The organism is Pseudomonas sp. NPDC098747 (assembly GCF_044760045.1).
Classification (GTDB): Bacteria; Pseudomonadota; Gammaproteobacteria; order Pseudomonadales; family Pseudomonadaceae; genus Aquipseudomonas.
On sequence record NZ_JBIWAL010000035.1, the window covers coordinates 1 to 11,738 of the forward strand.

The 11,738-nt window shown below is 57.8% G+C and carries 10 protein-coding genes; 4 read left to right on the plus strand and 6 right to left on the minus strand.

Translation table 11 applies throughout. The features are described 5' to 3' along the window. Positions 1 to 393 precede the first annotated feature (393 nt). Complete coding sequence (gene gltA / locus ACIQVE_RS19705; RefSeq protein WP_042558288.1) at positions 394 to 1,683, plus strand: citrate synthase; 1,290 nt, start codon at positions 394 to 396, stop codon at positions 1,681 to 1,683. Positions 1,684 to 2,758: 1,075 nt separating this feature from the next. Here the strand turns inward: gltA and ACIQVE_RS19710 are convergent. From ACIQVE_RS19710 to ACIQVE_RS19720, 3 genes are all read right to left on the minus strand, one after another. Beyond that, positions 2,759 to 4,417, minus strand: a complete 1,659-nt coding sequence (locus tag ACIQVE_RS19710) for a cation acetate symporter (RefSeq protein ID WP_402811167.1) — start codon at positions 4,415 to 4,417, stop codon at positions 2,759 to 2,761. Continuing rightward, positions 4,414 to 4,725, minus strand: coding sequence for a DUF485 domain-containing protein (locus ACIQVE_RS19715; RefSeq protein ID WP_402811169.1), 312 nt, complete (start codon positions 4,723 to 4,725; stop codon positions 4,414 to 4,416). Before ACIQVE_RS19715 ends, ACIQVE_RS19710 begins: the two co-directional genes overlap by 4 nt. 249 nt (positions 4,726 to 4,974) lie before the next feature. Further along, the gene (locus ACIQVE_RS19720; protein WP_402811171.1) at positions 4,975 to 5,826 is read right to left on the minus strand and encodes a glycine betaine ABC transporter substrate-binding protein; all 852 of its coding nucleotides are present in this window, start codon (positions 5,824 to 5,826) and stop codon (positions 4,975 to 4,977) included. A gap of 300 nt (positions 5,827 to 6,126) precedes the next feature. Between ACIQVE_RS19720 and ACIQVE_RS19725 the strand changes: the two genes are divergently transcribed. Beyond that, positions 6,127 to 7,722 carry a glycosyl hydrolase family 17 protein gene (locus tag ACIQVE_RS19725; protein WP_402811172.1) on the plus strand — a complete coding sequence of 532 codons (1,596 nt, stop codon included), beginning with the start codon at positions 6,127 to 6,129 and terminating at the stop codon, positions 7,720 to 7,722. A 106-nt stretch (positions 7,723 to 7,828) separates the two neighbouring features. Here ACIQVE_RS19725 and ACIQVE_RS19730 read toward each other — a convergent pair whose 3' ends face one another. Further along, on the minus strand, positions 7,829 to 8,197 hold the full coding sequence (locus ACIQVE_RS19730; RefSeq protein WP_402811173.1) for a hypothetical protein: 369 nt from the start codon (positions 8,195 to 8,197) through the stop codon (positions 7,829 to 7,831). 224 nt (positions 8,198 to 8,421) lie between these two features. Between ACIQVE_RS19730 and ACIQVE_RS19735 the strand changes: the two genes are divergently transcribed. Then, the gene (locus ACIQVE_RS19735) at positions 8,422 to 9,720 is read left to right on the plus strand and encodes a serine/threonine protein kinase (RefSeq protein WP_402811175.1); all 1,299 of its coding nucleotides are present in this window, start codon (positions 8,422 to 8,424) and stop codon (positions 9,718 to 9,720) included. Then, the gene (locus ACIQVE_RS19740; protein WP_402811177.1) at positions 9,713 to 10,501 is read left to right on the plus strand and encodes a VacJ family lipoprotein; all 789 of its coding nucleotides are present in this window, start codon (positions 9,713 to 9,715) and stop codon (positions 10,499 to 10,501) included. The genes ACIQVE_RS19735 and ACIQVE_RS19740 overlap by 8 nt, the downstream gene beginning before the upstream one ends. Positions 10,502 to 10,620: 119 nt before the next feature. Here ACIQVE_RS19740 and ACIQVE_RS19745 read toward each other — a convergent pair whose 3' ends face one another. Both ACIQVE_RS19745 and ACIQVE_RS19750 read right to left on the minus strand, forming a co-directional pair. Continuing rightward, complete coding sequence (locus tag ACIQVE_RS19745) at positions 10,621 to 11,535, minus strand: DUF808 domain-containing protein (protein WP_402811179.1); 915 nt, start codon at positions 11,533 to 11,535, stop codon at positions 10,621 to 10,623. 15 nt (positions 11,536 to 11,550) lie between these two features. Next, positions 11,551 to 11,738 (minus strand): hypothetical protein (locus tag ACIQVE_RS19750; protein ID WP_402811181.1); only part of this gene is annotated, 188 nt, incomplete at its 5' end.

The following is an 11,738-nucleotide window of genomic DNA, read 5'->3' on the forward strand; positions in this document are numbered from 1 at the left end:
GGTCTAGGTTTACAGGTCGTTGGCTTTTCACGGCTTTTTTTTCACACTGAAGAGCCCCTAACAATCAGGGCAAAGTTGTTGGGGAGTGCACTGGTCAGGTAACCACCACCCAGGGATGCGACCCCCAATAAAGCAGGCCCAAAAGCCCTTGGCGGTCGGTGGCCGAGTATAGACAGTTAGGCTACTAATGACAACGCAATCACCTACCCCAAATAGCGCATTGCACAAGTCGTATAAAAGGCGTAAATGGCAGTCAATTTCGAGGAAAAAGTGCACTTAAAGCCTTCTGGAGCAAGACTTTAGGCAAATTGACATTCGAATTTATCTCACTATAGTGGTGCGGGCCCTGCGTGGGGGGTCTGTCTGATGGTTCAAGCATAAATAGGAGGCCACATGGCTGACAAAAAAGCGCAGTTGATCATCGAGGGCGCAGCCCCCGTCGAGCTGCCCATTTTAACCGGCACCGTTGGTCCCGATGTAATCGATGTTCGGGGCCTGACGGCCACGGGCCGCTTCACTTTCGACCCTGGTTTCATGTCGACCGCCTCGTGCGAATCGAAGATCACCTATATCGACGGCGACAACGGCATTCTGTTGCACCGCGGCTACCCGATCGAACAGCTGGCTGAAAAGTCGGACTACCTGGAAACCTGCTATCTGCTGCTCAACGGCGAACTGCCGACCGCAGAACAGAAAGCCCAGTTCGTCAGCACCGTGAAAAACCACACCATGGTTCACGAACAGCTGAAAACCTTCTTCAACGGTTTCCGTCGCGACGCCCACCCAATGGCCGTCATGTGCGGCGTAGTCGGCGCCCTCTCGGCCTTCTACCACGACTCCCTGGACATCAATAACCCGCAGCATCGCGAAATCTCCGCGATCCGTCTGGTTGCGAAGATGCCGACTCTGGCAGCGATGGTTTACAAGTACTCCATGGGTCAACCCATGATGTACCCGCGCAACGACCTGACGTACGCGGAAAACTTCCTGCACATGATGTTCAACACCCCGTGCGAGATCAAACCGATCAGCCCGGTGCTCGCCAAGGCCATGGACAAGATCTTCATCCTCCATGCCGACCACGAGCAGAACGCATCGACTTCGACCGTGCGCCTGGCGGGTTCTTCGGGTGCCAACCCGTTCGCCTGTATCGCCGCCGGTATCGCCGCACTGTGGGGCCCTGCTCACGGTGGTGCAAACGAAGCCGTTCTGACCATGCTTGACGAGATTGGCGATGTGTCCAACATCGACAAGTTCATCGCCAAGGCCAAGGACAAGAACGATCCGTTCAAGCTGATGGGCTTCGGTCACCGCGTTTACAAGAACCGCGATCCTCGCGCGACTGTAATGAAGCAGACTTGCGACGAAGTATTGAAGGAACTGGGTATCAACAACGATCCGCAGCTCCAACTGGCCATGCGCCTGGAAGAGATCGCGCTGACCGACCCGTACTTCATCGAACGCTCGCTGTACCCGAACGTCGACTTCTACTCGGGGATCATCCTCAAGGCGATCGGCATTCCGACCAGCATGTTCACCGTGATTTTCGCGCTGGCACGTACTGTCGGCTGGATCTCCCACTGGAAAGAAATGCTCTCCAGCCCGTACAAGATTGGCCGTCCGCGCCAGTTGTACACCGGCTACGAGTCGCGTGACATTACCAAGCTGGAAGACCGCAAATAAGATTTGTCTTGCGATAATTTCTTAGTGTTGTACCGGGAACGGCCTCTATTTATATAGGGGCCGTTTTTGTTTGTGCCGGGACGGTTTTTTGGATTGGGGGCATATCCGTTGCTGCGGTAATGGCTGATTATGGTTTCGCTCTTACAGCGAGTCCCTTTTTCAAACGCCAAAAAGGAACCAAAAGGCTTGGCCCCCGGCGTACGGCGCCTCGCTGGGGCTCCGCGTTCCCTCGCTACGGTGTCCATCCGGGGGCATCGCCTCCGGTTTGCTTCGCTGCACCTCCTCTCGATGTGTTTGGCTTCGCCAAACGGCGCTACGCGCCTAACCCCCGGATGAACACCTCCGCTCGGCCTGCCGAAGGGGGCTAAGAGCAAGAGCAACATCAAAAGCCAGATCAAAAGCCCCTCACCCTAGCCCTCCCGAAACGTCGGACCGCCCAGAGGGAGAGGGGACTGAACGGGGTGTCTGGAAGAGTTACGCCGACGTGAAATACCGAGTCGAACTCAGATTCCGAAATGCCCCAAAATCGGCTCCCTCTCCCTCGGGAGAGGGCTGGGGTGAGGGGAGAATCCAACACAAGGCCAAAAGTTGACCACTGCAGAGGTGTCCGGAATTAGTTGCCCCCTGCACAAAACCAAAGCCGACCGCACCGCTTTTCACCACTCAACAGGATGAGCGTTAGCTCGGCTGCAGCTCTTGATCTAAAGCGCCCGTCGGCAGGCTGAGTGGAGGGATTGATCCGGGGGTGGGAGCGCAGCGACCGTTTGGCGAAGCCAAATGCATCGAGAGGAGGTGCAGCGCAGCAAACCGGAGGTGATGCGCCCGGATCAATCGCGGAGCGAAGGAACCCGAGCCACAGCGAGGGCCGAACGTCAGGGTAAAGCCTTTTTGGTTACTTTTTCGGCGCCTGGAAAAAGTGACCCGCCGTAAGGGCGGAACCATAATCAGCCATCACCGCAGCAACGGATATACACACCATCAACAAAACCCACACAGCCGCCCAATAAAAAATGCCCCAATCTCTCGATCAGGGCATTTTTCACTTAACGCAACTTACTCAATCAATCCCAAAGCCTTAGTGAGAAACCGCCCCACTCGCCCCCAACCCCGTCTGCGAACGCACAAACTGCGGGAAGAACAACGCACGTTCCCGATCCGCAGCCGCCGACTTGTCAGTGATCGAGAAGAACCAGATCCCCACAAACGCAATGATCATCGAGAACAACGCCGGGTACTCATACGGGAAGATCGCCTTCTCGTGATGCAGAATCTGCACCCAGATGGTCGGACCCAGCACCATCAAGCCCACTGCGCTGATCAGCCCCAACCAGCCACCGATCATCGCCCCACGGGTAGTCAGCTTCTTCCAGTACATCGAAAGCAACAGTACCGGGAAGTTACAGCTCGCCGCGATCGAGAACGCCAGGCCCACCATGAACGCGATGTTCTGGCTTTCGAACAGGATGCCCAAACCAATCGCCAGTACCGCCAAGGCAATCGTGGTGATCTTCGAAACGCGAATCTCGTCCTTCTCGTTCGCTTTGCCCTTCTTGATCACACTGGCGTACAGGTCGTGAGACACCGCCGAAGCACCCGCCAGGGTCAGGCCTGCCACAACCGCAAGGATGGTCGCGAAGGCTACTGCCGAAATAAAGCCAAGGAAGATGCTACCGCCCACTGCGTTGGCAAGGTGCACCGCCGCCATGTTGTTACCGCCCAACAGCGCGCCAGCAGCATCTTTGAAGGCCGGGTTTGTGCTGACCAGCAGGATCGCGCCGAAGCCGATGATGAACGTCAGGATGTAGAAGTAACCAATGAAGCCGGTTGCGTACAGCACGCTCTTACGGGCTTCTTTTGCATCACTCACAGTAAAGAAGCGCATGAGGATGTGCGGCAGGCCAGCGGTACCGAACATCAGCGCCAGACCCAGCGAGAATGCCGAAATCGGATCCTTCACCAGACCGCCCGGGCTCATGATCGCTTCGCCTTTGGCGTGCACCTTGATCGCCTCGGAGAACAGCGTGTTGAAGTCGAAGTTGACGTGTTTCATTACCATCAGTGCCATGAACGATGCACCGGACAGCAACAACACCGCCTTGATGATCTGCACCCAAGTGGTCGCCAGCATGCCGCCGAACAGCACGTACATGCACATCAGCACACCGACCAGAATCACCGCAACGTGGTAGTCGAGGCCGAACAGCAGCTGAATCAGCTTGCCGGCACCGACCATTTGCGCGATCAGGTAGAACGCCACCACCACCAGCGAGCCGCAAGCGGACAACGAGCGAATCTGGGTCTGCCCGAGGCGGTAGGACGCCACGTCGGCAAAGGTGTATTTACCCAGATTACGCAGACGCTCAGCGATCAGGAACAGAATGATCGGCCAGCCCACGAGGAAGCCGATCGAGTAGATCAGGCCATCGTAGCCGGAGGTGAACACCAGCGCGGAAATCCCCAGGAAGGACGCCGCCGACATGTAGTCACCGGCAATCGCCAGACCGTTCTGGAAACCGGTGATCTTGCCGCCGGCTGCATAGTAGTCGGCCGCGGAGTTGTTTTTCTTCGAAGCCCAGTAGGTGATGTACAAAGTCCCGCCGACGAACGCGACGAACATCAGGATCGCAGGAATGTTCAGCGGCTGTTTGGCCACTGCACCGGTCAAGGCCTCAGCCGCCCAGGCACCCGGTGCGAACACTGCAACGCTCAATAGAGCCAGTAGACGCCGGATCATTGCTGAGCCTCCTTGAGAATCGCATTGTTCAGATCGTCGAACTCGCCATTGGCGCGCTTTACGTAGATACCGGTCAGCACGAAGGCCGAAAGAATCAGCCCGACACCGATGGGGATGCCCCAGGTAATGGATGACTCAGGACTGATCTTCGCGCCCAGAATATGCGGCCCGTAAGCAATCAGAAGGATGAAACCGGAGTAAAGCCCAAGCATGATCGCCGAAAGAATCCAGGCGAACTTTTCTCGCTTGCTAACCAGTTCCTTGAATCGGGGACTGTTTTGAATCGAGAGGTAAATGCTGTCGTTCATTGTTTTTATCCTCGCAGCACAGATTATTGTTGGAACGATATCCACTGTATGCGGCTGCGAGCCAGGTTCCAGACGACCTTAGTAGTAGAACGCCATGACGTATTCGCCATTCTTGAGCACACACAAAAAACTGTGGGAGCTGGCTTGCCAGCGATGGCGTCGTGCCAATCGACTTATTAGCCAACTGACCGACCGCTATCGCGGGCAAGCCCGCTCCCACAGGGTTCGCGATGAAAAAGCTATTTCAGGTTATTTAGTCCAGTCAGCCACGCGCTCCGGGTGTTTGGCTACCCAGGCTTTGGCGGCCGCGTCAGGTTTTGCACCGTCCTGAATCGCCAGCATCACTTCGCCGATTTCGTCTTTAGAGGCCCACTGGAAGTTCTTCAGGAACTTGGCCACTTCCGGCGCCTTGGCATCAAGCCCTTTGCTGCCGATGCTGTTCACGGTTTCAGCCGCGCCGTACACGCCTTTCGGGTCGTCAAGGAAGCGCAGTTTCCATTTGGCGAACATCCAGTGCGGCACCCAACCGGTGACGGCGATGGATTCGTTTTTCTTCTCGGCACGGGTCAGCTCGGCGATCATGCCGGCACCGGAACTGGCCTTGAGCGAGTATTTGTCGAGGCCGTAATCCTTGATCGCCTGATCGGTCTTGAGCATCACGCCTGAACCGGCGTCGATGCCGACGATGCGATTCTTGAAGGTATCGTCGGTCTTCAGGTCTTCGATGGACTTGGCTTTAACGTACTCCGGAACGATCAAGCCGATTTTTGCGTCCTTAAAGTTCGGGCCGTAGTCGACGACCTGATCCTTGTTCTTCGTCCAGTAATCACCGTGGGTCACTGGCAGCCAGGCCGAGAGCATGGCGTCGAGTTTGCCGGTGGCCACGCCTTGCCACATGATCCCGGTGGCGACGGCTTGCAGCTTCACGTCGTAGCCGAGTTTCTGCTTGATCACTTCGGCCGCCACGTGGGTGGTCGCGACACTGTCGGACCAGCCGTCAACGTAACCGATGTTCAGGGTCTGTTTTTCAGCGCTGGCGAAAGTGGAGCTCATCGCAAGCGCCAGAGCGGCACCTGCGCCTAAAAGTCGTCGCATCTTCATCGTTACTTCCCCGAAATGCTGCGCCCGACGGATGCCGGGCATCGTCAACGTATTGTTATGGTGCACAGCGCCCCCATCACGCTTGACCGCAAACTCGTTAAAACATCAGCGCGATTGCCAACAAGGGTACTGACACCTTCGATCATCAACCTGACGCCCAAGGCGACCTGCTCTGCCAGCGACCTCAAGGCAACGAGAAACGACATTAGTTGGCCATTAACCGCGTCTATATAAATGACGCCAAATAATCCGCCCGAACTTTGCATGTCAAAAGCATGCAGGCCACCAACCGCTGGATAAATGCAGGTAACATGCGTCGCTTTGCAGCCACTCGGCCTGATCATGTCCGCGACGTCCCGCTTTCCTTTTCTTCCTTATCTCTTCGCCTGTCTGCTCGGGCTGTTTGCCTTCGGCGGCTTCTGGTATGGCCTCGGCAAACCGGTGATCCTGCCGGACGCCGCGACGCCGACGCACAAGCTGCAATGCGCCTCCTACACCCCGTTCGACAAAGACCAGTCGCCATTCGACGTACCGTTCAAGCTGCGCCCGGAGCGCATGGATGCCGACTTGGCGTTGCTGGCGACGCGATTTGAATGCATCCGCACCTACTCGATGACCGGCCTTGAAGCCCTGCCGGATCTGGCGCGCAAACATGGCCTGAAGTTGATGATCGGCGCCTGGGTCAACAGCAACCCGGTGGACAGCGAGAAGGAAGTCGACCTGCTGATCGCTTCGGCCAACGCCAACCCGGACGTGGTCAGCTCGGTGATCGTCGGCAACGAAGTGCTGCTGCGCAAGGAAGTCACCGGCGGGCAACTGGTGAAGCTGATCAACAAGGTGAAAAGCCAGATCAAACAACCGGTGACTTACGCCGATGTCTGGGAGTTCTGGCTTCAGCATCCGGAAGTCGCGCCTGCGGTGGATTTCCTGACCATTCACTTGCTGCCTTACTGGGAAGACGATCCGTCAAATATCGATGCGGCGCTGCAACACGTGGCGCAGGTGCGTCAGGTGTTCGGCAACAAGTTCGCCCCCAAGGACGTGATGATTGGCGAAACCGGCTGGCCGAGTGAAGGTCGCCAGCGTGAGACGGCGCTGCCGAGCAGGGTCAACGAGGCGAAGTTCATTCGTGGTTTTGTCGCGATGGCCGAGAAAGAAGGCTGGCATTACAACCTGATCGAAGCCTTTGATCAGCCGTGGAAGCGTGCCAGTGAAGGCGCGGTGGGCGGGTATTGGGGGTTGTTCGATGCCGACCGTCAGGACAAAGGCATACTCGCGGGACCGGTGACGAACGTGCCGTACTGGAAGCTGTGGCTGGCGGTCGGCGGTCTGATTTTCCTTGGCACGCTTATCCTCGGTGGTCGGGTGCGCAATACGCGCTCGGCACTGGTGCTGCCGCTGCTGGGCGCCCTCGCCGCTTGCTCGATCGGTGCCTGGGGTGATCTGGCATTCGTGACCACACGGTTTGCCAGCGAATGGCTGTGGGTCGGATTGCTGACGGTTTTGAATCTGTTGGTGCTGGGCCATGCCGCGCTGACCTTGAGCGCTCGCATTGGCTGGCGTGAACGCATCTTCAATCTGCTGGAGCGTCGTGCTGGTTGGCTAGTCGCGGCAGCCGGTTTTGCGGCGGCGGTGATGATGCTCGAGATGGTCTTCGATGCGCGTTATCGCAGCTTTGCCAGCATGGCGTTTGTCCTGCCGGCGCTGGTTTATCTGTGCCGCCCGGTGAGCGTGCCGCGTCGGGAGATTGCTTTGCTGACGTTTATCATCGGGGCAAGCATTGCGCCGCAGTTGTATCTGGAAGGGATGCAGAATCAGCAGGCCTGGGGTTGGGCGCTGGTCAGCGGGTTGCTGGTTGTGGCGTTGTGGCGCTGTCTTCGCGTTCGCACCCACTGATCTTCAGCGTCAGTGCCGGCCTCTTCGCGAGCAAGCTCGCTCCCACATTAGATTTGGGTGTTCCCCAATACCCTGTGGGAGCGAGCTTGCTCGCGAATGCTGACTATCAGACGCTACGAGACGCGCGGACCAAGCGCAACCCGCCAATCACCACCGCAAACACCGCCAACGTGGTGTTGTACAACGCCAGCGCGGGCAACCCGAACACCAGCGCCAACACCGCCAACCACCACCCTGCCCGCCCCGGCACGACAAAACCGATCAACGCCGCACCCAGCGCCGCCCAGCCCAACACCTTGAAGTGAATCATCAGCCCAAGGTTTGCGCGCAACTGGCATTCCCAGCGGCTGGCCTCATCGACGCAAATTCCCACCCATTTGCCATCTTCCATGAAGCCATAACGCGCGCCATAGCTGGCGGCCAGCCACAATGGCAACAAAACGAGCAACAGAATCACGGGCAAGCGGCGGGACATGAAACACTCCAATCTTCGGAAATCGGCGGCCAGCTTAATCCGCCGCCAACCATACGCAAGCAATAACAACAGTTAACTAGTCATACAATCGGTGCAACGTGTATCGTCCAGCTACTATTACTCCGAATTCTGCCTGTTTGGTGCCGCGGCATGGCACTTTGGCGCAAACCCGGTGGTCATAGCCTGCGAACTTCATTCGGCACCTTCCTCTTAGGGATCTCGTCATGCTCCATTCCTTGCGCTTCGCCGCGCTGTTCAGCGGCCTTATCTTGAGTGCGTCCGCACTGGCGGTGGATATCGACGCCGCCAGTTATGGCTACCCCCTGACCAACCCCTTCGAGGCGACCATCGCCACGACTCCGCCGGACTTGCGCCCGGAGTTGCCGCTGGACGAAGACATCAATCAGTCGGACCGTAGCGTCACCCTGCGTCCGGAACGCGAGTTCATCCTGCCGGACAACTTCTGGCCAGTGAAGAAGCTGACCTACCGCATCGCCGAACAGGACAAACCAGCGCCGCTGATCTTCCTGATCGCCGGCACCGGCGCGCGCTTCGACAGCACGCTCAATGAATACCTGAAAAAGCTCTACTACAAGGCCGGCTACCACGTCGTGCAGCTGTCTTCGCCGACCAGTTTCGACTTCATCAGCGCTGCCTCTCGCTTCGCCACCCCTGGGATTACCAAGGAAGACGCCGAAGACATGTACCGGGTGATGCAGGCCGTACGGGCGCAAAACCCGAATGTGCCGGTCACTGACTATTACCTCACCGGTTATAGCCTCGGCGCACTGGATGCCGCGTTCGTCGCTCATCTGGACGAGACCCGTCGCAGCTTCAACTTCAAGAAAGTTCTGCTGCTCAACCCGCCGGTCAACCTCTACACCTCGATCACCAACCTCGACAAGCTCGTGCAGACCGAGGTTAAAGGCATCAACAACAGCACCACCTTCTATGAACTGGTGTTGGGCAAGTTGACCCGTTACTTCCAGCAGAAAGGCTACATCGATCTCAATGACGCCCTGCTCTACGACTTTCAGCAGTCCAAGCAGCACCTGAGCAACGAGCAGATGGCGATGCTGATCGGCACTTCGTTCCGCTTTTCGGCAGCCGACATTGCCTTTACCTCGGACCTGATCAACCGTCGCGGCCTGATCACCCCGCCGAAGTTCCCGATCACTGAAGGCACCAGCCTCACGCCGTTCCTCAAGCGTGCGCTGCAATGCGACTTCGATTGCTACCTGACCGAACAGGTCATTCCGATGTGGCGCGCGCGCACCGACGGCGGCAGCCTGCTGCAACTGATCGACCAGGTCAGCCTGTACGCACTCAAGGATTACCTGCACGACAGCCCGAAAATCTCAGTGATGCACAACGCCGACGACGTGATCCTCGGCCCGGGCGACCTCGGTTTCCTGCGCAAGACCTTCGGTGATCGCCTGACCGTTTATCCACTGGGTGGCCATTGCGGCAACATTAACTACCGCGTCAACAGCGACGCGATGCTGGAGTTCTTCCGTGGCTAAATATCTCCTGCTGGTAGCAGCGTTCCTCTGTGCAGGCGTAGCCCAGGCCGACAACAGCAAAGCCAATGCACCGGTGGTGGTCGACAGCGATGGCTTCAAGGAACCGCTGACCAAACTCAAGTTCAACCCGGGCCTGGACCAGCGTGAATTCGAACGTTCGACGCTCAACGCGCTGAACGTCTATGACCCGCTGGAATCGTGGAACCGTCGGGTCTACCACTTCAACTATCGCTTCGACCAATGGGTGTTTCTGCCAGTGGTCGACGGCTATCGTTACGTCACGCCAAGTTTCCTGCGCACCGGCGTAAGCAACTTCTTCAACAACATTGGCGATGTGCCGAACCTGGTCAACAGCCTGTTGCAGTTCAAAGGCCAGCGCTCGATGGAAACCACCGCGCGCCTGCTGCTCAACACCACAATCGGCATCGCCGGCCTGTGGGACCCGGCCACCGCCATGGGCTTGCCGCGTCAGAGCGAAGACTTCGGTCAGACTCTGGGTTTCTACGGCGTACCGGGCGGTGCCTATTTCGTCCTGCCAATCCTCGGCCCGTCGAACATCCGCGACACCGCAGGCCTGGCCGTGGACTACACCGCCGAATCGGCGATCAACTTCCTCAACGTCTCGGAAGTCAGCTCCAACCACCCGGAAGTCTGGGCCCTGCGCGCGGTCGACAGGCGTCACCAGACCAGCTTCCGATACGGCCAGCTGAACTCGCCGTTCGAGTACGAGAAAGTGCGCTACGTGTACACCGAGTCGCGCAAATTGCAGGTTGCCGAGTAGCTTTCAGCAGGTACAAAAAAGGCCATTCGATGCGAGTCGAATGGCCTTTTTCATTGAATGGAACCGGATCAACTGTGGGAGCGAGCAAGCTCGCTCCCACAGTTGTTATGTGTTGCCCACTAGCCTTTGACAGCTTTCCAGATCTTGCCGACCACCATTACAACCGCCAACACCACCGCACCGGCAATAATCCCCGCGACACCATTGAGCAACACCGGCACGATAAATCCGGCACTACCCGCCGCGGCGCCAACGCTTTCAATCCAGTGATGAACAACCGGCACGCCGTGGGTCAGGATGCCGCCGCCGACCAGGAACATCGCCGCCGTGCCGATCACCGACAGGGCTTTCATCATGTAGGGCGCTGCGACGAGGATGCCGTTGCCGATTTTTTTGGCCGCTTGCCCAGGCTTCTGGGTCAGCCACAGACCGAGGTCGTCGAGCTTGACGATGCCGGCCACCAGGCCATACACACCGACGGTCATGACGATGGCGATGCCGGACAGCACGATCACCTGCTGGGTCAGCGAGGCGCCGGCCACGGTGCCCAAGGTGATGGCGATGATTTCTGCCGAAAGGATGAAGTCAGTGCGGATCGCGCCTTTGATCTTGTCCTTCTCGAACGCAACCAGATCAGTTTCCGGATCCGCTACGGCCGCGCTCAGTTGCGCGTGATCCGCGTCGTCTTCAGCCTTGCTGTGCAGAAACTTGTGCGCGAGTTTTTCGAAACCTTCGAAGCACAGATACGCACCACCGACCATCAACAGCGGCGTCACCAGCCACGGCACGAACGCACTGATCGCCAGCGCCGACGGCACCAGGATCAGTTTGTTGACGAACGAGCCCTTGGCTACCGCCCACACCACGGGGATTTCCCGCTCGGCGCGCACGCCCGAGACCTGCTGGGCATTGAGCGCCAAGTCGTCGCCGAGCACCCCGGCGGTCTTCTTCGCGGCCATTTTGGTCATCAACGCAACGTCGTCCAGAACGGTCGCGATATCGTCGATCAGCACCAGCAAACTGCTTCCTGCCATGAATCCTGTTTCCTTCTATGTATGAATGTTGCGAAGCATAACGCGACCGCAGGCCACATGGGGCATTGTTGAGCGCTGCGCGAGGCCGGTGCTACCATGCGCAACCGCCAGAACAGGCAAGGAACCACCGGGTTTATGTGAAGATTGTGGTTTAGGTAAATAGTTTTTTTCATGGTTGATTTCTGTGTGGTGTTTGTATAATT